This is a genomic window from Nonlabens sp. Asnod2-A12 (genome assembly GCF_045063745.1).
In the GTDB taxonomy this organism is placed as follows: Bacteria; Bacteroidota; Bacteroidia; order Flavobacteriales; family Flavobacteriaceae; genus Nonlabens; species Nonlabens xylanidelens.
In genome coordinates this window covers 2,044,358-2,066,669 of record NZ_JBEFOB010000003.1, presented here as the reverse complement: position 1 = coordinate 2,066,669, position 22,312 = coordinate 2,044,358, and the positions used below count along the sequence as shown (strand labels likewise).

Sequence of the window (22,312 nt, the reverse complement as noted above, 5' to 3'; positions counted from 1 at the left end):
GGGAGTGGTGTATAACCACTCCCTTTTTTATGTTTTATCATTTGGTAATTAATCATGATTAAATGCATTTAAGCGATATTACAAAAACATAAATATCGCTTTTAATCGTTTAAAAATACTTTTAGTCTATACATTTTAAAAACATTAACAAATATGATATTTATAGGGTTATAGTTTTATTTAGTTTTATGGTTCCCCTGAGATAAATTACATAAATACTCTAAAACTAAAAATTATGAAAAAATTTACTCAAGTCATGTTAATAGCTATTTTCATGATTAATTCGACACATGTTTTCTCACAATGCGGTCAAGAAGACATTGAAAATCCTTCAACAGGTTCTAATTCTCTCTCAATAGATGTAGGCTTGTTAGATAGAGTTGGGCAGTCTTTTACTTCTAACCCAAATAATGTTTCCTATTTAAATTCGGCAGCTTTTGATATAGATTTATTAGTTGCTGGTGTTGGACTATCTATACAAGTTAGAGAAGGTGAGGATATAAATGGCCCTCTACTGGCTTCAAGTACCAGCTTAATTGTGGTCTTAAGTACAGAGTTGAAGGCTGTTTTCTCTACACCAGTTAGGTTAGAGCCTAATTCTAAATATACGGTGGTTGTTAATGGTGTTGCTTCTGTTGTTACTAATTTAGGAACGTCTACTGATACATATTCTGGAGGTAGGGCTTTATCTGCAGGTGCGATTCAAGATTTTAATTTTAAGTTTGAGACCTCTCTTGCTACTGATGCTCCAGTACAAACTGCTGTAACTAATATGACAAGCGATGCGGTTAATTTGAATTGGAACGCCGTTCCTGCTGCTGCTAGCTACCAATATGAAATTTATGCCACTGGAGATGATCCAGAAGTAGATTCTCCTGTTGTTTCTGGTAGTACTAGTGATACATTTGTAGCACTTGCTGCCGGTGGTCTAGCTGCAGAAACTACCTATGATTCTTATATAACAGCTAGTTGTGCGGCAGGTGTGCTGAGTGACTATTCTAACGTTATGACTTTTATGACTTACAGAGTAGGTCCTTATGACTATACTTGTATGTCTGGCGTATGGGTGGATCATCCAGAGGGTGATATAAATAACCCTCCATCAAGTGATAATGATGTTGTTACGGTTGCTGCAGGTATTGCTGTTTTAAGTTCAGAAATTGTTGCAAAAGATCTAGTTATAAATAGTAATGCAACATTACAAAGTGATTTTGGGATCAATGTAAGTGGTAAGCTAGAGGTAGAAGGAATGGTTTCTGGAGAAGGGACTATTGTTCTGTTACCAAGTGGCGCAGTTTCTGAAATACGTTACGACCAGTTTTCTCAAGGAGTAAAAAACCTGCGTATAGAAAATCCATTAGGAGCTTCTATTGGTGCACCTTCTGTTGGTATTAACGGTGCGACTGGAGATGAGCCATTTATTGTTTATGGTGTTTTAGATTTAGCAGGTGGTGGTATTGTTAAGTCTGCAGATCCTAGTTTTTCTACTTCTAACATAACTTTTGCTAGTGATGTAAATGCTACAGGATCTATTGTTGGTGCAGGAGGTGTTATCGATTCACAGATCAATGTATGTGTAGAGCGTTACATATCTGGACAACGAGCTTTTAGATTTCTTGCAGGACCTCTCGCAGGACCATCTGTTTTTGAAAGCTGGCAAGAAAATGGTGCTTCTCCAGTAGGGTACGGTACTCATATTACAGGTGTGGTAGGAACTCCTAATACAGCTGCAGATGGAGTTACTGGATTTGATCCTACCTCTACAGGTAATTTCTCGATGTTTGATTATGATCCGTCACAAGGTTGGGGTAGTATTGATAATACTAAAACAGAATTGCATAGTATAGGAAAGGGATATAGATTAATAGTGAGAGGAGATAGGAATGTAGATATTTCTATTAACGATCCTATGCCTGTAGAAACGGTATTAAGAATTTGTGGTCCTGCTTCTGGATTACAACAGACAGATTTTACTCAACCACTGGTTACAGGGTTTAATCTAGTAGCAAATCCATACCAAGCAAGTGTCGATATGGCATTTGTTGCAAGAACTGCTGGTGTAGACGCTATGTATTATTGGGATCCGCTTCAGGGAACGAGAGGTGCTTATAGTACTATATTGATTCCAGATGCTGGTATAGCACCTGGTGACTTAGAGGTTTTAGGTACAGTAGGTGATGCTACTAATATTATAGAGCCAGGCGCTGCGTTTTTCTTGAGTTCAGCGGTAGGAGGAAATGTATTTTTTGAGATTGATGATAAAGTGTCCAGATCTACTGCAAATAATATATTTAGATCTTCTAATGTGGTTAGTGATATTAGAGTGAAATTATTTGAATCAAATAGATTTACTACAGGATTAACTGCTCAAGATGGATTAATTATAAGGTTGGGTGACGGAGAGAATGATGGAGTAGATGGGAGAGACGCTGTAAAGATTTCTAATCTAGATGAAAGTATTTCTGTAATGCATAGTTCTGGACAGTTGTTAGCTATTGAGACTCGCTCAATGCCGTTGAGTAGTCATGTAATTAATTTAAATGTAGCAAATTATACTTTTTCTAACTATACGTTAGACCTTTCTGTACCAACTATTCCAGGGATGGAAGTTGCACTAAGAGATAACTACAGTTCAAATATGACATTGCTTAATCAGGGAGTTTCTACACAAGTTTCATTTCAAGTAGATTCTAATATCCCAGAAACAACTGCTGCAGATAGATTTGATCTAGTTTTTACGCCGGTTACATTAGGAACCGATGATTTAATCGTAGATAATAAGTTAGTGATGTATCCTAACCCAGTGAGTGCAGGTGTGCTTAATATTAATGTAGGTGACACCATGGTAGGAAAATGTAAGGTCTCTTTATATAATACAGTAGGTCAACAAGTGGTGGAAAAAGAGGTTGAAATTGCTTCTAACGGTGTTATTGTAATGGATAAATTATCTAATTTAAATAGAGGAGTCTATATCCTTAATTTGAATGAAGGAGAAAATACTGTTTCCGAAAAAATTATAATAGAATAAGAATTGCGTGTTTTAATTAAAAAATAAGATTTATGAGAAATAAGAAATATGTACTATTGGTTTTAATGTTATTGGTAATTTCGGTGTCATACGCCCAACCAGGTTTTGATGATGATATTGAAGATGTAGCACCTATTCCAGGTCTGGTTATTGCTGTTGTGGCGGCGATAGGATTAGGAACGGCAAAATTAATTAAGAAAAAATAGTTATAAAATTCAGTTGTATTTAAAAGAGACTCTCACTAAGGGTCTCTTTTTTTATTTCTATCTCTCTGATTATTGAAATTCCGCTTTCGCGAAAGCGAGACTCTTAAAATTCCATTTTTGTTAATTATAGCATTTAATATTTCGTTATTAATTGAGAAACAAGGTTCTGTGATTCGTTAAACGGACTTTGTAATCTACTCAACGAAAAGATTTTATTGTTTCCTTAAAACGCTTTCACGATTGAGATGTAAATGAGTTATTTGCCGTGAATTAATTTTAAGAATTATGAATAGGGGAATTCTAAAGGCCATCATCTTGATGGTCATGACCTCTTGTGCTATAGGGAATGCACAAGTATGGTCTAACGCTGTAATGGCGCCAATGCTGCCTTCTGGAGCAGATAATGTTAACATTTCAATTGATCTCGTAAGTGATACAGATCCTACCTATGATAGTGCTAGGTCAGGTATCTTTTATTGTTTAGGTGCTGGTTGTGATCCACTAACGGTACCTACTGGTATACGTGCCATACCAGAAGTGTTGCCACTTAGTGCTACAGATGGTTTAGGTACTTATTCTGGAACCGTACCTCCATATTACGGAACGGTAAGATGGGTAGCAAGAAAAGTGTCTGCTTTGCCATCAGAGAGAATAACAGATTCTCCTGTACAAGAATATACAACGCCGCTACCTAGTGGTGTACGAGTAGAGATGGTTACTGCTAGTGCGCTAGAAGGTGATAATGCTACTGATGGTGGTACCTTAGTGTATAGATTTGTAAATACCAATATGGGTGTTACTACTATTAATTATTCTGTCTCGGGAACAGCAAACACGATTCCAGGTGAGGATATTGTAACTAACCTCACTGGTACAGTTACCACAGGTGCAGATGGTGTTGCATTATTAAATGTTGCTATTAATGGAGATGACGTTTTTGAACATCATGAAACAATTGTTTTAAGTATCGTGCCAGACACTTCTTATTTGGTGGATTTAAACTACAATAGCGCGACAGGAACCATTATTGATGATGAGGTAGGTAGTTATGTGTATAGAAACGATACCATGGGATGGGTTAATGATCCTACTGGTGCAGACGGTGGTAGACCGTCTTCTATGCAGGATGTAGTGATTATTGAGGCGGGAAGTTCTGCTGGGATAAGTGGTTTTCTGTGTAGGGATCTTATTATAAATGATAATGGAACGCTTAATGTCTCATCTGACGTGCATGTGGGTAGGGATATTATTTTAGGAGATAACACTGCTGTGTTAGGTAGTGGTTATTTAGTGCATGGAGATCGTAATGATGTGGTAGATGCTGTGTTAAGATCTACAGCTACTTCATTTGAGATATCCTTAAGTAATTATAGAACGGCTAGTGATAGGAATCAGATTTTATGGCTAGGTGCTGTAAGTGGTCAGACTGTTCTTAATGTAGCTGGAGAAATAGATCTTGCTGGTAATGATGTGTCAACTTCTGGAGATGTTTTAGGTAAGGTTGTTTTTAAAAGTAATGCTGTGCATACGGCGCAAATAGTAGGTGATGGTGATTTTAACCCTAATCCTTTAAATGGGATAGAAGTAGAGCGTTATATTTCTGGAAATCGCGCATTTAGATTTTTAACATCTCCTGTGTCTGGAGAGTCTTTATTTGATACATGGCAAGAAGGTGGTAATACACCTGTAGGATATGGTATGCAAATAACAGGTGTATTAGGTTCTTTAAATGAAGTAGGTGGCCCTGCAGATGCAGTTACAGGATTAGATTTTACTACAACTGGTAATCCAAGTGCCTTTGAATTTAATGGTGGTAGCTGGAATGCAGTTACGAATACTAAAACTACATTACACAGTGTAGGGAAGGCTTATAGAGTTTTAGTAAGAGGTGATCGTAATCTAGATCTTAATAACAACAGTTCTGGTCAGGATATGACTACTACGCTTAGAGCGACAGGAGTTTTAGAGCAGGAAGATGTTTCTTTACCTCTTGCGGCAGGATTTAATCTAGTAGGTAATCCATATCAGTCTAAGATGGATTTAGGTCTTGCAACTAGTGCAACAGCGATAGGGTTTGCTTATTACTGGGACCCTACTTTGGGTACTAGAGGTGCGTATACAACTATTACATTACCTAGCGGTAGTGCAACAGGAGCGTCTCTTGCAAGTAATGTTTTAGAACCAGGGCAGTCTTTCTTTATAGAAGCTCTTACACCTGGTACCATAGATTTTCATATCGATGATAAAGTTTCATTAACAGACGCAGGTATATTTTCTGCGCCAGTGTTAGATAATATGCTAACGGTAGATCTTTATGAAACTAGTAGGTATATGGGTGATTTAACTGCTCAAGATGGTGTTTTAGTGAGGTTTTCTAATGTAGAAAATCCTGCAATTGATGAGCGTGATGCAGTGAAGTTTAGTAATCTAGACGAGACATTATCTATAGTGAGTAACCTTTCTAATCTAGCAATTGAGTCAAGACCATTTCCTGTGAATGCAGACGTGATTCCTTTGAGTATTACTAATTATAAGAGTACTAATTACACGTTAGCTATTAAAATGGAAGCTGTGCCAGGAGTAAATGCATATCTAAGAGATAATTTTGCAGGTACGATAACAGCTATTAGTTATGGCGTAAATAACGCTATAGATTTTATAGTAGATCCTGCAGAGATGGAAGGACGTTTTGAATTATTCTTTGAGAATGTAACTTTATCAAATGAGTCAGTTACAGATGTTGCGGTTTCTGTATATCCTAATCCAGTAACAGGAGATGTGATCCATATAAATACAGGTAATGTGGTTTCGGAAAAATGGACAGCTCGTTTATTTAACTCTTTAGGACAAGAAATTTTGAAAGAAGAGTTAGATGTAAATCAACAGACTTTAAGTCTTTCTAATATGTCTAGCATACGCTCTGGATGGTATATTCTTCAGTTAGAAGGCGATGATAATGTGTTTACTGAAAAAATTATGATTCAATAAATGATATTATTTTAGATTTTAAAAAGCTGTCTCTTGTTATAAAGAGGCAGCTTTTTTGTTAAAAAAGGTTGAGGTGGTTCTCGCTTTCGCGAAAGCGTAACGCCTATCAAATTCCTTTTTAAAACAATTAATCGTACAATCAATATAAATTAGACCGAAAGCTTTTTAAAACCTTTGCAACAAAGTAGTTGTGAGGTATCTTTGCACTCCTTTAAAAACAGCTTTTTTTTGACAGATGTAAATGCCATAGAACGATCTCCTAGTATGTTGAAAAATTACATCGAGATTACTAAGCCTAGACTATCCATAGTTGTGGTGTTTTCATCTATTGCTGGATATTTTCTAGCTGCAAATACTTATGAGTGGCAAACCCTTGTTCTTTTATGTATAGGTGGTTATTTTCTTGTAGGTTCTTCAAATGTTTTTAACCAGATTATAGAGAAAGATCTAGACGCTTTAATGAAGCGTACTCAAAACAGACCGCTACCTACCGGTAGAGTGTCCGTTAAAAACGCTTGGATTTACGGTGTTATAATGGCTTTAAGCGGTATTTACATGCTGTTTTTAATCAACTTTGCCACGGCGTTTTTTGGTGCGTTAAGCATTTTGCTCTATGCCGCTGTTTATACTCCGTTAAAGACTAGGACGCCATTATGTGTCTTTGTAGGTGCTTTTCCAGGTGCGATTCCTTATATGTTAGGTTGGGTTGCTGCTAGTGGAAATTTTGGTATAGAGCCAGGAACTTTATTTATGTTGCAGTTTTTTTGGCAATTTCCTCACTTTTGGGCGATAGGATGGATGTTAGAAGACGACTATAAAGCTGGAGGGTTTAAAATGCTCCCTACCGGTGCGGCAGATAAAGGTACTGCGGTACAAATTATATTATATACTATCTGGACGGTCATGGTGTCTTTAGTACCTGTTTTTGGCGTTACTGGAGATTTGTACATGACTCCTTATAGCGCTGTAATAGTTGGGTTGTTAGGAGGCTGGTTTTTATACTACGCTATTAAATTATATAAAGAAAGAAGTAATGCTATTGCAAAAAAATTAATGTTAGTAAGTGTGAGTTACATTACACTTATTCAAATAATTTATGTAGTAGATAAATTTATAAGATAAAAATGATAGATATAACGCAATTACCTATTGAGGAAAAAATCGCAAGATCTAAAAAACAGATGATGTGGTTTGCCATCATGAGTCTTACCATGATGTTTGCTGGGTTAACTAGTGCTTATATAATAAGTAGCAGCCGTAGAGACTGGGTAGATGTAGATTTGCCTTCAGAGTTTTTTTATAGCACAGGTGTTATTTTATTGAGCTCGCTTACTTTGTTTTTAGCAAAGAAAAGTCTGAAAAATAATAACCTATCTGGCGCTGCGATTCTAACTTTTATCACTTTTTTATTGGGAACTGCCTTTGTAATTATGCAATTTATGGCTTTTGGGTCATTAACCGATGCTGGAATTTTCTTTACAGGAAAAGGAAGTAGCGTCGCAGGATCGTTTATTTACATCATGGTAATGGCGCATCTAGCACACATAGTTGCAGGCCTTATCTCCTTAACAGTCATTACGTTTAAGGCTGTGACAAAAAAATATTCTAATGAAAAAATGTTAGGTTTTGAATTAGGAGCGATCTTCTGGCACTTTGTTGATGTGCTATGGATTTTTCTTCTTCTGTTTTTAGTTTTTGCTAAAGATATTTTTTAACCTATTTTTGCAATATATTACAACTAATCTAAAGTTATGGACACAACAGTAGCTACTACTGGTACCGAAGGTCAAAAATGGGGTGGAGCGTCTAAGCCGCTTAACGTCAGCTACGGGAAAATGATGATGTGGTTTTTCATCCTATCGGATGCATTAACCTTCACAGGATTTCTTGCAGCCTACGGTTTCTCGAGATTTAAATTTATTGAAGAATGGCCTATCGCAGATGAGGTATTCAATCACTTCCCATTCTTACATGGCACTGATGCGCCTATGTTCTATGTGGCATTGATGACCTTTATTCTTATCGGTTCTTCGGTTACTATGGTACTTGCAGTAGATGCAGGACACCACATGAACAAGAAAAAGGTATCTCTTTATATGTTACTTACCATAATTGGTGGTTTAATATTCGTAGGTTCTCAAGCTTGGGAATGGAAAAACTTTATTGCAGGTGAATATGGAGCAGTAAAAACTAAAGGAGGAAAGATTCTTCAGTTTCTAGATGTTAAAACTGGTGAGAGAGTTGCTTTAAATGAATTTGTTGAAGTAGGTCCTAGAGATGTAGATACTTATGGTAACAGTGAAGGTATATGGTATACCACATCTGGTGAGTATAACGCAACTTATACCATAGAAGAGGTTAAGAAAGGTTTTGTAGATAACCCTAACGTTACTATAAGAACGCAGCAGTTAGTCGTAAATGAAGAAACTGGTGCTAGTGAGAAACTAGTTCTTTCTAGAGAAGATGCTCTAGTAAAATTAAATAAAGACGCTGTAGGTGTTGTAGAAGGTGCAAACCTTACTGAAAATGAATACGGTGCTCCTCTATTTGCAGATTTCTTTTTCTTTATTACAGGTTTTCACGGTTTTCACGTTTTCTCTGGTGTAATTTTTAATCTGATCATTTTCTTTAATGTTCTTTTAGGAACTTATGAGAAAAGACGTAGTTATGAAATGGTAGAGAAAGTAGGTCTTTACTGGCACTTTGTAGATTTAGTTTGGGTATTTGTATTTACATTCTTCTACCTAGTATAATTTTTTAAGATATTAAAATGGCAGATCACGCAGCACACGACGGACATAAATTAGCGATTTTTAGAGGAACTTTAAAGTTTAAATCTAATACGCAGAAGATTTGGGGTGTATTAATATTCCTTTCTTTAATAACGATAGTAGAAGTAGCTTTAGGTTACATTAAACCAGATTTTTTAAATGCAAAGGTTATAGGTCTCAAATTATTAAATTGGATATTTATAATTCTTACATTAGTAAAAGCTTATTACATCACATGGGACTTTATGCACATGAGAGATGAGGCAAGTGGTTTAAGAAGATCTGTGGTATGGACTTCAGTTTTCTTAATCATATACTTAATGGTTATTCTATTAGTAGAAGGAGAATATATTTATCAAGTTTATAAAAATGCAGCTGTAAGTTTTGACTTCTAGTGGCTACTAAATAAACATATAAAAAAGGACGGTTTTTCCGTCCTTTTTTATACCTCATTTTTAAAAAAGAATTATGTCTAAATTTCCTGAAGCCGAAGGGATTAAGCAAACTAGTAGGGTGGCGATAATAAGCGTTCTAGTAATACTATTTGCGTTGCCATTGCTTACTTATTTGTTTTTCTTAAATGGAGAACATCACTTTAAAACATTGCCTATTGTAACAGAAAAGGTCTCAAGCCTAGACGGTTTTAGGAACTTAGATGGTGAGACTATTCATTTAAAAGATAGTGTGTCTATTGTTACCTTTTTGGGAAATCAGCCTTATAAGAGAATAGGATATGTGTCTAATGTGAATGAAAAAATCTATAAAGACTTTCATGAGTTTGATGGGTTTCAAATGATAAGTATTCTTCCAGAAGCTGGAGTAAAAGATATAGAAGAGATTAAGTTGCAAATGTCAGAAAGTACAGATCTTAATGACTGGCATTTTCTAGTGGGTAGTGATGATGCTATAAATAAATTATTCAATTCTTTTGAGTCTGACTTAAGTCTCAATAAAGATCTCTCTTCAGAGCATGCTTTTATAATCGATAAACAAATGTCTTTAAGAGGTCGCAATGACGACCCAGAATTGGGTATGGTTTACGGTTATGACACTTATCTTATTGCAAATCTTAATAAAAGAATGATGGATGATATAAGAGTCTTGCTTGCAGAGTATAGATTTGCATTTAAGAAAAATAGAGACGAAAAAATACAGAAAGATGAGCGATAAGAAAAGCGATACTCCATACTACGTAGGGTTAGGTATTATAATTATCATTTTTGGTTACTTTGCTGTTACTAATGTTATTCATTATGTAAATAAAGATAAGATAGTAGATAGCAACAGGTCAGAAGATCGCGTGCCTGTAGGAGATAAGTTCCTAAAGAAATTCAATAAAGTCCCAGATTTTAAATTTATAAATCAAGATGGCGATACTATTACTAACGATTCACTACTTGGTAAGGTTTATGTGATAGATTTTTTCTTTACCACATGTCCTACTATTTGTACTCCTATGAGTATCAATATGTCCAAGGTTAGTGAAGCGCTTTCTAGTCATGAAGACTTTAGAACTGTCTCAATTACTATTGATCCAGATCATGATCAACCTGCGGTTTTAAAAGAGTATGCTGCTAAGTATGATGCAAATGATCACTGGCAATTTCTAGTAGGAGATAAAGAAGCTACTTATAAACTAAGTCGTGAAGGGTTTAACGCCTATGTAGGCGAGAGTGATGACAAGGCGATACGTTTTGAACACAGCGGTAATTTTGCGTTAGTAGATCGTGATGGTTACATACGCTCTCGTAAAGTGCGTATCGATAAGGATAATGAAAACTGGATATATCACTACAGTGGTGTTCAGGAAGATGATATACCTGCCCAATTAAATGAGATTATTGAAGATGCAGAAACACTTTTAAATAAGTAAAATATGTTAGAGAAAAGAGGTCCCGCTGTAATTATAATTATTTCTATTCTAGTACCGCTAGTAGTTGTTTTTTTAATGCTTATGCCAGAGCGTTATAACTTTTTAGGTATAGAATCTGGTTTGTTGCCGTTATTTCATGCAGTTATTAATGGTATGACCGCTGTGTTGTTAACTACAGGTTTTATTCTTATTAAAAAGGAAAGTAGAACAGCGCACAGGTGGGTTATGACGACAGCCTTCTTATTGAGTGCTGTGTTTTTAGTAAGTTATGTGATTTCTAAAATCAGTAACGATCCAGTACCTTATCCAGATGAGGCACCGCTCAAAGCACTTTATTTATTCATACTCCTAACTCACATCGTTCTTTCTGGAATTATACTGCCATTAGTGTTATACACGATGTATTTTGCATGGAATAAAAAGTTTGAAAAGCATAAAAAGATAGCTCGTTGGACGTTTCCTATTTGGTTATACGTTGCGGTGACTGGTGTTTTAGTGTATGTTTTCATGCAACCTTACTACTAATATTGTACTATGAAAAAATTATTTATTCTAGTTATTGTTTTTAGTTTTCCCGCTTTCGCGAAAGCGCAATGCGCCATGTGCCGTGCCGTTATAGAAAGTTCTGGAGATACCGCAGCTGCTGAAGGGCTTAACAATGGAATCACCTATTTAATGGTTTTTCCATACTTGTTAGTAGGTGCGATTATTTACATGATTTATAGAAATACTCAAAAGGGTTCTAAGGAGATGGAATCGTAATAATCTGTTAGTCACTATCTATAGAGATTTCAAATAGATGTTGATTTATGTATATTAACATTTTATTATAATTTTTAGTGTAACAAGTGCGCAATTTTAGGGTCTATTAGAAATAGGCCTTTAAATTAGGTTTCATAAACACTAGCCATGATCGAAATTACTAATCTGCAGAAGTCTTACGTTACAGGAAATACGTCATTACATGTTTTAAAAGGTATTGATTTTTCTGTAAAAGAAGGTGAGTTGGTTTCTATAATGGGTTCTTCAGGGTCTGGTAAATCTACTTTACTTAATATATTAGGTATGCTAGATGAGGCAGATCAGGGTACTTACATGCTAGATAATACGCCTATAAAAAACCTTAACGAAAAAATTGCTGCTCAATACCGCAACAAGTTTCTTGGTTTTATTTTCCAATCATTTAATCTTATTAATTATAAAACCGCCGTTGATAATGTGGCCTTGCCTCTTTATTATCAGAAAGTAGGTCGTAAAGAACGTGATGAAAAGGCTATGCATTACCTAGAAAAAGTAGGTCTTGCAGACTGGGCAAATCACTTGCCTAATCAACTTTCTGGTGGTCAGAAACAACGTGTTGCCATAGCACGTGCTCTTGCTAGTGACCCTAAAGTGTTACTTGCCGATGAGCCTACTGGAGCTCTAGATACAAAAACCTCTTATGAAGTTATGGAGCTTATTCAAGGTATTAATGAAGAAGGTAGAACTATTCTTATCGTTACACACGAACCTGATATAGCCGAAATGACTAAACGTGTCGTGAATCTTAAAGATGGTAGAATTATAGATGATAGATTAGTAAATCAGATTAAAGCATCTGCTCATGTTTAATATTGAGAGATGGCAAGAAATCTTTGAAACCATTAGTAAGAATAAGCTACGTACCTTTTTGACTAGTCTGTCGGTAGCAGCTGGTATATTTATATTGGTTATTTTGTTAGGTTTTTCATCAGGAATTGAAAATGGTGTTCGTACTCAGTTTGAGGGTGATGCTACTAATCGTATACAAGTAAGTACACGTACTACTACCAAAGGTTTTAATGGACTTAATCCTGGTAGGAAATTACAAATGACTAATTCTGACTACGAGACTCTTAATGTTAAGTATGAGGATCAAATAGAGTATAAAACTAGTCTTTATAATACTTGGGGTGGAGAAATTAATTATAAAGAAAAACAAGGTAGTTATCGCATAGAAGGTGCCTTCCCAGATCAACAATTTATTGAAAATGCAACTTTAACTCAAGGACGCTTCTTAAGTCAGTCTGACGTGGACGAGTCTCGCAAAGTTGCCGTGTTAGGATATCAAATGAAGGAGGATCTTTTTCCTGATACAGATCCTATAGGAGAGGTTATTTTGGTTAATAACAACATCAACTTTACTGTGGTAGGTGTTTATACAGATCCAGGCGGTAGTAGAGAAGAGTCTAGGTTATTTATACCCATGACTACAGCGCAAAAAGTATTTAACGCAGGAGAGAATATCAACCGTATTGCTTATACGGTTAAAATGAGTGACAACTTTGACGAAGCTGTAGCTCTTAGTGCTGCAATGAGACAATCTATAGATCAAGATTTAAGAACAAAATTTAGTGTTGCTCCAGACGATAGAATTGCTGTAAGAGTTAACGATACTCTTGAAGAAGCTAAGAAAATATACAGTTTAATCGACACAATAAGAATGGTGTTTTGGTTTATAGGTATAGGTACTATTATCGCTGGTATAGTAGGAGTAGGTAATATCATGTTGATAGTCGTTAAAGAGAGAACAAAAGAGATAGGGATACGTAAAGCACTAGGTGCATTACCTAGTGAAATTATATGGATGATTTTACAAGAGTCTATCTTTATAACTGCACTTTCTGGATTAATAGGTCTGTTTGCCGGTGTAGGATTATTACAGTTGATCGCGCCATATGCAGAGACTGATTTTATAAATAACCCTACAGTAGATTTTACTACTTCTATAACCACGGTAATTATCCTAATTGTCGCAGGTACATTAGCTGGTTTTATTCCTGCTAGAAGAGCTGCAAATATTAAACCTATAGAAGCCTTAAGAGACGAGTAATATGTTCAATAGAGACCGCTGGATAGAAATAATAGAAGCACTTAATGCTAATAAGTTGAGAACATTGCTTACCGCTTTTGGTGTGTTTTGGGGTATCTTTATATTAGTAGCATTACTAGCGTTAACTAATGGATTGAGAAATGGCGCTACTGCAAATTTTGCAAATAGCGCTACTAACTCTATGTTCATGTGGGGTCAAAGTACCTCAGTACCTTATAAAGGAATGAATAAAGGTCGCAGAGTTCAATTCAAACTTGCTGATGTTGAAGTGCTCAAAGAAAAAATGCCTTCACTTAAATATGTTTCCCCTAGACAGCAGTTAGGTGGTTATCAGGGTGCAAATAATGTAACTCGCGATGAGAAAACTGGAGCCTTTCAAGTAAACGGTGATTATCCAGAATACATATACCAGCAATATATGGATATTGTAAAAGGTAGGTGGCTCAATTATTCTGATATTCAAAAAGAGATGAAAAGTGCCGTAATAGGTACTGATGTGGTAAAATCACTTTATGATATAGGTGAAGAGCCTATAGGAACTTATATAAAATTACAAGGAGTAAACTTTAAGGTCGTAGGGGTTTTTGAAAATCCGAATACCCAAGGAGATAGTGAGGAAGAGGCTAATACTATTTTTATTCCATTTACATCATTTGCCAAGGCTTTTAATACTGCTGATAATGTACAGTGGATGGCTATAACCGCTCATGATAACGTCAGTATAACAGATGTTAAAGAGCAAGTGCTTTCTATTATGAGAGAACAACGTAGTGTTCATCCAGATGATAAACGTGCGATAGGTAATTTTGATAGAGCAGAGTTATTTGCAAAATTTACAGGTCTATTTGATATCCTTTCTTTTGTAGGATATTTTGTAGGTGCATTGGTATTGCTTTCTGGTGGTATAGGTATCTCTAACATTATGCTTATTGTAGTTAAAGAACGTACTAATGAAATAGGTGTACGTCGCGCTTTAGGTGCTACCCCATGGGCTATTAAATCTCAAATTTTACAAGAGTCTATTGTATTGACATTAATTTCAGGGCTTGCAGGTATTGCCTTTTCCGCAGGGCTTATTTGGTTTATGAATTACTTCTTAGATAATAATGGGCCAGTAGAGAACTTTGCAAACCCTTCAGTAAATATTGTAGTAGTAGTTATTGCTTTAATAATATTAAGTATAGCCGGACTACTCGCTGGTTTTATACCGGCTTCTAGGGCTACTACCATGAAGCCAGTAGACGCTTTAAGAACAGAATAAAAAAGAATCATCCATTAATACATTATAAATGAAACGTACAGGAACCGTCATAACATTATTAGTAATCTTGTTTGCAGCAGCAGCAGGAATCTGGTATATCTATACTAAAGATCTTGAAGATCCTATGGAGTATAAGACAGAGCAAGCTGAGACAAAGACCATACTAAAAGAAACAGTTGCTACAGGTAGTATAGTCCCTAAAGAAGAGGTGAATATTAAACCTAATATTTCTGGTGTGATTGATAAAATACATGTAGAAGCAGGTGATTATGTAGAGGCCGGTGACTTAATAGCAGATATTAAAGTAGTTCCTAACGTGAGCTCTCTTACTAATGCAAAAAACAATATTGCAGGACAGCGCACTACGGTAGAAACAGCAAAACTTGCTAGAGATAACCAAAAAGCTATTTACGACAGACAAAAAGCGCTCTTTGATAAAGGAGTTATTGCAGCAAATGATTTTGATCTAGCACAAAATGCATACAATAATGCGGTGCAACGTTATAAGCAAGAACAAGTTAGTTTAACCAGTTCATTGCAAAATTATGACATCATTAGAACAGGTACCACTGCTGGATTAGGTAAATATGCTAACACAAGTGTACGTGCAACAGTATCTGGTATGGTGCTAGATGTACCAGTAAAAGAAGGAAATCAAGTAATTGAAGCAAATAACTTTAATGACGGTACTTCTATTGCCGTAATTGCAGATGTTAAGAAAATGATTTTTGAAGGTAAAGTGGACGAGAGTGAAGTAGGTAAAATCAAAGAAGGCTTGCCACTGGAGATTACAGTAGGAGCTTATAATAATAAGAAATTTGATGCCGTATTAGACTACATCGCGCCTAAGGGTATTGCAGAAAATGGTGCTATACAATTTGCCATAAAAGGAACATTAAAAACTGTTGCCCAAGATTCTACATTTGTACGTGCAGGTCTCAGCGCAAATGCGAGTATTATCTTAGATAGAGTAACTGATGTGCTAGCAGTTAAAGAAGCGCTTGTGCAATACGATCCTAAAACTAAAAAACCTTTTATAGAAATTCAGACAGGTGATCAAGAATTTGAAAGAAGAGATGTAGAATTAGGTTTAAGCGACGGTATCAACGTAGAGATTAAAAGTGGTGTCACAGAGTCGGATGAAATTAAAGTTTGGAACCCTCTTAAAGCACCTATTGGGCGCTAATTTTTAGAGGCTTCTATTTTTTCTGTAACAAATTACATTTTTAATCTACATATAGACATTATCACATTATGAAGAAGTTAATAATTTGCAGCATTGTTCTTTTAAGTTTCGCTTTCGCGAAAGCGCAATCGACAAAAATCTGGACCCTACAAGAATGTGTCCAGTATGCTATTGAGAATAATATAGATATAAAACAAGCAGACCTGAATACAGAGGTTGCAAAGTTAGATAAGAAAGATGCCCTAGGTTCTTTCTTGCCTTCACTTAATGCAAGTGCTAGTAATTCATGGAATACTGGTCTTACTCAAAATATTACTACAGGAGTTTTACAAACTCAAACCACTCGTAATTCTTCTTATGGAATCACCTCTGGAGTAACGTTATTTGATGGTTGGGCAAATGTTTATAGATTGCAAAGAGCAAAGATGAGTGTTCTAGCAAGAGAATATAATTCTGAGTTAATAGAAGATAATACTTTACTTAATGTTGCAAACTCTTATCTGAATGTTCTTTTTAATAAAGAAAATTTAAAAAGACTAGAAACTCAACATATACTGACTAAGGCTCAAATAGATCGTACATCTCAACTAGTAGAAGCTGGCTCTTTACCTCGTGGTGACTTGTTAGAAATAGCAGCCACTTATGCAAACGAAGAGCAACAAATTATATCTGCCATTAATAATATCGTTAATTCTAGAATCGCTTTAGCTCAAATTTTAAATTTAGATGACTTTACAAATTTTGATGTGCAAGATCCTAATTTAACAGATCCTAATGGTTTTGTGCTGGATAAAGCGGTGACAGATATTTATGAAAATGCACGCTCAAAAAGATTTGAAGTAAAAATAGCCGAACAAAATACATTACTGGCAGAGCAAGATTATAAAATTGCAAAGGCAGCTGTGTTGCCTAGGCTTTCAGCTTTCTTTAATTACAATACTAGAGAGTCGGGACAAGGTAATTTTAATTCTTTTTTAGATCCTAATGCACCTACAAGACAGATAGGTATTGTAGAAGGGACTAACCAGAGTGTCGTTGCTCCTAACTTCACATCTACGGTAGGTAATCCAGATCCATTTTTTGATCAATTATCACGTAATGATGGTATCTCTTATGGATTAAGTCTTAGTGTACCTATTTTTAACGGTTGGTCTGTGAGCAATAATATTGCACGTAGTAAGATTAATGTAGAAAGTAATAAACTTACAGAAGACCAGACTAAACTGACTCTTAAACGTAATATTTATCAAGCATATAATGATGCTAAAGGTTCTAAGGCAGCTTATGAAAGTGCGTCCTCAGCATTAGAGGCTAGAGAACAAGCATTTGAATATGCTAGAGAACGTTATAATGTAGGTCTTATGAATGCCTTTGACTTTAATCAGGCACAGACGGCACTTACTAATGCTCAAAGTTCTTTGTTAAGTAATAAATACGATTATATCTTCAAGCTAAAAGTATTGGAATTATTCAATGGTATAGCTCCAGAAGAATTAAAACTTTAAAACCCAACCATGAAGAAGGCGATAATAATTATAGTAATACTACTAGCTTTTATAGCTATAGGCTTTTTTGGCTACCAGAAAATCGCTGGTTCTAGCGATAAAGGTGTTTCTGTAGAGGTTATGGATGTGCAATCCATGAACATCGTAGAAACAGTAAGCGCCACTGGTAAAATAACACCAGAAGTAGAGGTAAGTATATCACCAGAAGTGCCAGGAGAGATTATAGAATTACCTATAAGAGAAGGGCAGGCCGTAAAAAAAGGAGATTTACTCGCAAGAATAAACCCAGATTTACTACAATCTAGTGTTAGTAGGTCTAGAGCTGGTCTAGCAAATACTAGAGCAGGTTATGAGCAATCAAAAGCAACTCTTGCCGAAGCTAAGGCTAACTACCAGCGTAGTTCTACCCTTTTTGAAAAAGGCGTGATCTCACAATCAGATTTTGATACAAGCACTGCGTCTTATGAAAGAGCAAAAGCAGCAGAACGTTCTGCTTACTATTCAGTTCAAAGTGCTGGAGCGACAGTTAATGAAGCTACAGATAACTTGGGGCGTACTAGTATTTTTGCCCCTATGACAGGTACTATTTCTTTGCTAGCGGTAGAGTTAGGAGAGCGAGTAGTAGGAACACAGCAAATGGCTGGTACAGAATTACTACGCGTTGCAGACCTTTCTCAAATGGAAGTAGAGGTAGATGTAAATGAAAATGATATCGTTAAGATAGAAGTAGGTGACAAAGCTATAGTAGAAGTAGACGCTTATCTTAAAAGACAGTTTAAAGGTGAGGTTACAGAAATAGCAAACACCGCTACAGGAACATTAAGTGCAGACCAGGTGACTAACTTTAAAGTAAAAGTGAGAATCTTGCCAGACAGTTACAAAGAATTAGTAGAAGGTAAGAGTGAAAATTACAGTCCTTTTAAACCAGGTATGACTGCTACAGTAGATATCATAACTAGAGAAAAGAATGATGTAATAGCGGTACCTATAAGTTCTATAGTAATTAAAAATGATACGGTAGAAAAAGCTTTCCCAGCAAAAAGTAGTGTTTCTACGAGCGATGAAAAATTTGAATGTGTATATCTAGAAGTAAATGGTAAGGCAAAATTAAGAGTAGTAACTACAGGTATTCAAGATGATAAAAATATCGTTATACTTTCTGGTCTTGATAAAGGTGATAAAGTAATTACCGGACCTTATAGAACGGTTACCAAGACATTAAAATCTGGTAAAGCGGTTAATTCAAAGAATAACGATACTTCTAGAGAATACTCTACAGAAGAATAAGTAAACTAGCACATCTATCCCTATGGCTTTAATTTTATGTGTAGAAACTAGCTCTACTAATTGTTCTGTTGCACTAGCGTCTGATAATGGAGGTTTTGATAATGAATATGGCATTGTCCACTGTCTAGATTTAATAGAAGATAATAGTGATGGTTACAGCCATGGAGAACGACTGCATATTTACATAAATGAGATTTTAACACGTAATAATATCACTGCAAACGATCTAGATGGTATTGCTGTTAGTGAAGGTCCAGGTTCTTACACCGGTTTGCGTATAGGTGTGGCTACAGTAAAAGGATTGTGCTACGCTTTAAGCATACCTATGATGGCTGTGAGTACCTTAGAATCTTTAAGTAAACAAAATACCAGTTCAAATGTTTCTATCGCAATGCTAGATGCTAGAAGGATGGAGGTATATGCGGCTGTTTTTAAGGGAGCAGAACAAATAGAGCCAGTTAGTGCGGTTATATTAGATCAAGAAAGTTTTTCTCGCTTTCGCGAAAGCGGAACCTTAACATTCATCGGGACTGGTATTACTAAGTTCGAAGAGCTTATAAAAGAAGAGCAGCATACTTATACGACTTCTAATCCGACGGCACTTACCATGTGCGATCTAGCCATGGAAAAGTATAAAAAAAGCGACACCGTAGATGTCGCTTATTTTGAACCGTTTTACCTTAAAGAATTTAAAGCAGGTTAGAATTAATTAACCTCAAAAGTGATTTTTACATTCACTCTGTATTCAGATACTTTACCGTCTTTTACCTGAGCACTTTGCTCATTTACGTAAACAGATCTTATGTTTTTCACACTTTTTGCAGCGTGTTCAACGGCTTTATTTGTTGCCTCTTCCCAGCTAGTGTCACTGTTTGCTAATACCTCGATTACTTTTAAAACTGCCATGATTGTATTTTTTTATGATTAATTAATCATAAAAGATACACTTTTTAGCCATTTAGTGCAACAACTCTATCTATTTTACCAGGTATCATATCTTTAAGCATAGTTTCAATACCATTGCGCAAAGTCATGGTAGAAGATGGACAGCCGCTACATGCGCCTTGTAAAATAACTCTTACCTCACCACTACTTTCTTCATAACCTTCAAAGACTATATTACCTCCATCACTTGCGACAGCTGGTTTTATATATTCATCTAGAATCTCAACTATCTTTTTAGAAATGTCATCTAGATTTTCAAATTTAGGTAGGTCTGTAGACTCTCCTTTTTCTTTTACAATAGCGGCACTTTCATGTTTTGTTTCTCCTATGGAATTACCGTTTTCAATAGATTCTCTTATGAAAGAACGCACCTCGTGAGTTACTTCGTCCCAAGAAATGACGTCATGCTTTTGAATAGAAATATAGTTTTCATCTACATAAAGCTCCTTAATAAAAGGGAATTTATATAAATCTCTCGCTAGTGTGTTTGCTTCAGTATCATTGATGCTTTTAAACTCCTTGCTGTTTACAGTAAGTTTTTTATTGGCAACAAATTTCATTGCATTAGGATTAGGAGTAGCCTCTGCATAAACAGTAACGGGCACTTTCTTTTTCTCTTGGTCTGTGGTAACTAGAGTAGCGCCACTATTGAGAAAAGTCTCAATTTGCTCTGCCACCTCTGTTTGTACATCTGCCCATTCTACAATATCATATTTTTCTATAGCGATAAAGTTCTGTGCGATATAAACTGTTTTTACAAAAGGAAGGTAAAAAAGCTGTTGTGCTAGAGGTGATGGCTTTGCGTCATCTATATTTTTAAACTCGTAACTATGGTTTTTTACTAAGAAATGATTGCTTTCGAATTTTACAATCGATTCATTACTAGTATTTACAACCTTAATTTGATGATTTTCCATAATTATTTTAATCTAACACAAAGATAAGGCGCTTAAGAAGGTAAAGCTTCATATAAATCAATCGATTAATTTTATGAAGGTTTTTGTTTTACCAATTCTGTGAGATTATAGGACAAATTTGTGATTTTATTTCATTAGTTGTTCAACATAATCCTTATAAACCCTTGTTCTAAAACAAAAATTTATATATTTGAAACCTTGTCATCTAATCCTAGGTTTTTAGACGATGTTTTTCAGAAAATGCGCCCAAGCAATTCATTTGTTTCATTTTTGAAAAATCAATTAACTAACAAGGTATAAAACATTTTTAACGTTGATAACGTTAGAGAGTTACACAAAACTAAACATGAAAAAACTATTCATTTTACTAGCTATCGTTTTTAGTGGTCAGCTAGCCATCGCACAAGAAGGTGTTCCAGTTTATTTAGATTATCTAACAGATAACTATTACTTACTTCACCCTTCTATGGCAGGAGCTGCGGCATGTGGTAAAGTAAGAGGTACAGTAAGACAGCAATGGTTTGATCAAGAAGACGCGCCTAACTTACAAACGTTAAGTTTTAATACAGGTATAGGAGAGAATAGTGGTATAGGAGCAATATTATTTAATGACAAGAACGGTTACCACTCACAAACTGGTGCTTACCTTTCTTATGCTTATCACTTACAAATAGGTGGTGGTTTTGAAGATTTAAACAGACTTTCCTTCGGTATGAGTGCTGGTCTAGTACAAAGTAGACTAGATGAATCAGATTTTAACCTTGCAGATTTTGACCCAATTATTACAGGAGTTCTTAGAAGTGATTCTTACTTTAATGTAGATATAGGTATGTCTTACTTCTACAAAGAATTTTATGCACACTTTACTGTTAAAAATGCTCTTTTCCAAAACCGTGAAATTTATTCTGAAGGTTTTGAAAGTACTAACCAGCGTCGTTATGTTGCAACAGTAGGTTATTTATTTGCGCCACGTAATAGTGACTGGCAGTGGGAACCTTCTGTATTATATCAACGTACGGACCGCACTGGAGAGCAATTTATGGACATAAATGCAAAGGCTTATTATGACCTTAACGATACTAGTGTTCTTTACATGGGACTTTCTTACCGTCAAAGTTTTGATGGGGCTGAGTTCTTAGATGGAACTAGCGTACAAGAACAAAACCTTTCTCTTCTTTCTCCTATTCTTGGTGTAAAGTACAAAGAGTTTACATTTGGTTATAACTACAGTTACCAGTTTGGTGATGTACAGTTTGCAAATGGTGGTTTTCACCAGATTACTTTAGGTATCGATTTCTTATGTAGAAAAGATAGATGGAGTTGTAACTGTCCTGCGGTTAACTTGTAGTCTTAAAAAACTCAATTATTATATAAAAGGATAGCTTTATGGCTATCCTTTTTTTTTGTGTTCCGCTTTCGCGAAAGCGGAATAACTTTAATGCCATTACCTAAATAAAGTTTCTAGAAAGAAAATACAACTTCTTACCTTTGACA

Annotated in this window: 21 protein-coding genes; 19 read left to right on the top strand and 2 right to left on the bottom strand. The window is 35.5% G+C overall.

Going from position 1 to position 22,312, the window contains the following annotated elements:
- The first annotated feature begins 235 nt into the window (after positions 1-235).
- From ACJJVJ_RS09470 to tsaB, 18 genes are all read left to right on the top strand, one after another.
- The gene (locus ACJJVJ_RS09470) at positions 236-3,028 is read left to right on the top strand and encodes a T9SS type A sorting domain-containing protein (RefSeq protein ID WP_405370013.1); all 2,793 of its coding nucleotides are present in this window, start codon (positions 236-238) and stop codon (positions 3,026-3,028) included.
- Between the two features lie 32 nt (positions 3,029-3,060).
- Positions 3,061-3,234, top strand: coding sequence for a hypothetical protein (locus ACJJVJ_RS09465; protein ID WP_405370012.1), 174 nt, complete (start codon positions 3,061-3,063; stop codon positions 3,232-3,234).
- Between the two features lie 285 nt (positions 3,235-3,519).
- The gene (locus ACJJVJ_RS09460; RefSeq protein ID WP_405370011.1) at positions 3,520-6,222 is read left to right on the top strand and encodes a T9SS type A sorting domain-containing protein; all 2,703 of its coding nucleotides are present in this window, start codon (positions 3,520-3,522) and stop codon (positions 6,220-6,222) included.
- A gap of 228 nt (positions 6,223-6,450) precedes the next feature.
- The gene (gene cyoE / locus ACJJVJ_RS09455; RefSeq protein WP_405370010.1) at positions 6,451-7,344 is read left to right on the top strand and encodes a heme o synthase; all 894 of its coding nucleotides are present in this window, start codon (positions 6,451-6,453) and stop codon (positions 7,342-7,344) included.
- 2 nt (positions 7,345-7,346) lie between these two features.
- On the top strand, positions 7,347-7,937 hold the full coding sequence (locus ACJJVJ_RS09450; protein WP_405370009.1) for a heme-copper oxidase subunit III: 591 nt from the start codon (positions 7,347-7,349) through the stop codon (positions 7,935-7,937).
- 36 nt (positions 7,938-7,973) lie between these two features.
- The gene (locus tag ACJJVJ_RS09445) at positions 7,974-8,975 is read left to right on the top strand and encodes a cytochrome c oxidase subunit 3 (RefSeq protein ID WP_104514343.1); all 1,002 of its coding nucleotides are present in this window, start codon (positions 7,974-7,976) and stop codon (positions 8,973-8,975) included.
- Positions 8,976-8,992: 17 nt separating this feature from the next.
- Complete coding sequence (locus ACJJVJ_RS09440) at positions 8,993-9,388, top strand: cytochrome C oxidase subunit IV family protein (protein WP_104514344.1); 396 nt, start codon at positions 8,993-8,995, stop codon at positions 9,386-9,388.
- Positions 9,389-9,461: 73 nt separating this feature from the next.
- Positions 9,462-10,163 carry a membrane or secreted protein gene (locus tag ACJJVJ_RS09435; RefSeq protein ID WP_405370008.1) on the top strand — a complete coding sequence of 234 codons (702 nt, stop codon included), beginning with the start codon at positions 9,462-9,464 and terminating at the stop codon, positions 10,161-10,163.
- Complete coding sequence (locus ACJJVJ_RS09430) at positions 10,153-10,866, top strand: SCO family protein (protein WP_405370007.1); 714 nt, start codon at positions 10,153-10,155, stop codon at positions 10,864-10,866. The genes ACJJVJ_RS09435 and ACJJVJ_RS09430 overlap by 11 nt, the downstream gene beginning before the upstream one ends.
- A gap of 3 nt (positions 10,867-10,869) precedes the next feature.
- A complete protein-coding gene (locus ACJJVJ_RS09425; protein ID WP_405370006.1) occupies positions 10,870-11,391 on the top strand; it encodes a DUF420 domain-containing protein in 522 nt (173 codons plus the stop codon).
- Between the two features lie 9 nt (positions 11,392-11,400).
- Positions 11,401-11,628, top strand: coding sequence for a hypothetical protein (locus ACJJVJ_RS09420; protein ID WP_104514348.1), 228 nt, complete (start codon positions 11,401-11,403; stop codon positions 11,626-11,628).
- Between the two features lie 147 nt (positions 11,629-11,775).
- A complete protein-coding gene (locus ACJJVJ_RS09415) occupies positions 11,776-12,477 on the top strand; it encodes an ABC transporter ATP-binding protein (protein WP_104514349.1) in 702 nt (233 codons plus the stop codon).
- Complete coding sequence (locus ACJJVJ_RS09410) at positions 12,470-13,717, top strand: ABC transporter permease (RefSeq protein WP_405370005.1); 1,248 nt, start codon at positions 12,470-12,472, stop codon at positions 13,715-13,717. The genes ACJJVJ_RS09415 and ACJJVJ_RS09410 overlap by 8 nt, the downstream gene beginning before the upstream one ends.
- 1 nt (position 13,718) lies before the next feature.
- Positions 13,719-14,978, top strand: coding sequence for an ABC transporter permease (locus tag ACJJVJ_RS09405; RefSeq protein ID WP_405370004.1), 1,260 nt, complete (start codon positions 13,719-13,721; stop codon positions 14,976-14,978).
- A gap of 28 nt (positions 14,979-15,006) precedes the next feature.
- Entirely contained in the window at positions 15,007-16,164 is a 1,158-nt protein-coding gene (locus ACJJVJ_RS09400; protein WP_104514352.1) for an efflux RND transporter periplasmic adaptor subunit, read from the top strand.
- A 68-nt stretch (positions 16,165-16,232) separates the two neighbouring features.
- On the top strand, positions 16,233-17,669 hold the full coding sequence (locus ACJJVJ_RS09395) for a TolC family protein (RefSeq protein ID WP_405370003.1): 1,437 nt from the start codon (positions 16,233-16,235) through the stop codon (positions 17,667-17,669).
- A gap of 9 nt (positions 17,670-17,678) precedes the next feature.
- On the top strand, positions 17,679-18,956 hold the full coding sequence (locus tag ACJJVJ_RS09390; RefSeq protein WP_104514354.1) for an efflux RND transporter periplasmic adaptor subunit: 1,278 nt from the start codon (positions 17,679-17,681) through the stop codon (positions 18,954-18,956).
- Between the two features lie 22 nt (positions 18,957-18,978).
- Positions 18,979-19,659 carry a tRNA (adenosine(37)-N6)-threonylcarbamoyltransferase complex dimerization subunit type 1 TsaB gene (gene tsaB, locus ACJJVJ_RS09385; protein WP_405370002.1) on the top strand — a complete coding sequence of 227 codons (681 nt, stop codon included), beginning with the start codon at positions 18,979-18,981 and terminating at the stop codon, positions 19,657-19,659.
- 2 nt (positions 19,660-19,661) lie between these two features.
- Here the strand turns inward: tsaB and ACJJVJ_RS09380 are convergent, their stop codons facing one another.
- A complete protein-coding gene (locus ACJJVJ_RS09380; RefSeq protein WP_104514356.1) occupies positions 19,662-19,862 on the bottom strand; it encodes a dodecin family protein in 201 nt (66 codons plus the stop codon).
- Between the two features lie 44 nt (positions 19,863-19,906).
- Positions 19,907-20,818: a NifU family protein gene (locus ACJJVJ_RS09375; protein ID WP_104514357.1), complete on the bottom strand. Its 912-nt coding sequence runs from the start codon at positions 20,816-20,818 to the stop codon at positions 19,907-19,909.
- 346 nt (positions 20,819-21,164) lie between these two features.
- Between ACJJVJ_RS09375 and ACJJVJ_RS09370 the strand changes: the two genes are divergently transcribed.
- Positions 21,165-22,166, top strand: a complete 1,002-nt coding sequence (locus ACJJVJ_RS09370) for a type IX secretion system membrane protein PorP/SprF (protein ID WP_104514358.1) — start codon at positions 21,165-21,167, stop codon at positions 22,164-22,166.
- Positions 22,167-22,312: the final 146 nt, after the last annotated feature.